Source organism: Arthrobacter sp. 10T419 (assembly GCF_056394105.1).
Genome location: NZ_JBFTHF010000027.1, coordinates 1 through 637, shown reverse-complemented (window position 1 = coordinate 637; position 637 = coordinate 1). Strand labels below are relative to the sequence as shown.

Below are 637 nucleotides of genomic sequence, written 5' to 3'. Positions count from 1 at the left end.
GCTTCAGAGGGATGGTTGAAGTATCGGCTTACCAATACCGACGATCTAAAACAGTACGTGTACTTCACCTTGCTGATCAATCCGCGATTCGACACACATCCTGCTATTGAGAAGATCCTGGCCGAAACCCGCGGCAAGCCGGGAGCCTTCGGCGCGGCGATGGAGCAATTGCCAAGCGCGGTGCTTCAGGACTTGAAGCGCATGAAGGAACAACACKCCAATAAAGGACCTTCCCATGGCTAGACGAACCCACAACCTGAGACGACTGCTAATTCTGCGTTGGGTCTTGCCTCTGCTTCTTGTCACGGGCTGCGACGCGTTCTCTTCGACACCGACCTACGGCGGCTTGAGCGTGGCCGGGTTTAACTACACGCCATACAACCTCACTCGGTTTGTCATTCGGGACGAGTTTGGAAACACGGCCGGTGGCGGGGGCGACCTCCAGCCGGGGTCCGGAGAGGGCTCTTTGAGTTGCTGCTACCAACTGAAGGGAACGGAGTTCACGGTGGAGTGGGATCTCGTGGACCAAAATGAATTCTTGAAGGATATCTATGCGCCTATCAAAGAAATTCGTAAGGTCGCCCGGGTGCATCTTGCGCCAACTAAGCTTGCCGGCGGCGTCGGCGAACGCGTGCTT

The 637-nt window shown here is 56.1% G+C and carries 2 protein-coding genes; both read left to right on the top strand.

Annotated features, from left to right (window positions below):
• The coding region (locus AC1DBD_RS17705) for a hypothetical protein (protein ID WP_476982702.1) at positions 1–243 on the top strand (243 nt) is incomplete at its 5' end.
• The coding region (locus AC1DBD_RS17700; protein WP_476982701.1) for a hypothetical protein at positions 236–637 on the top strand (402 nt) is incomplete at its 3' end. The genes AC1DBD_RS17705 and AC1DBD_RS17700, both read left to right, overlap by 8 nt.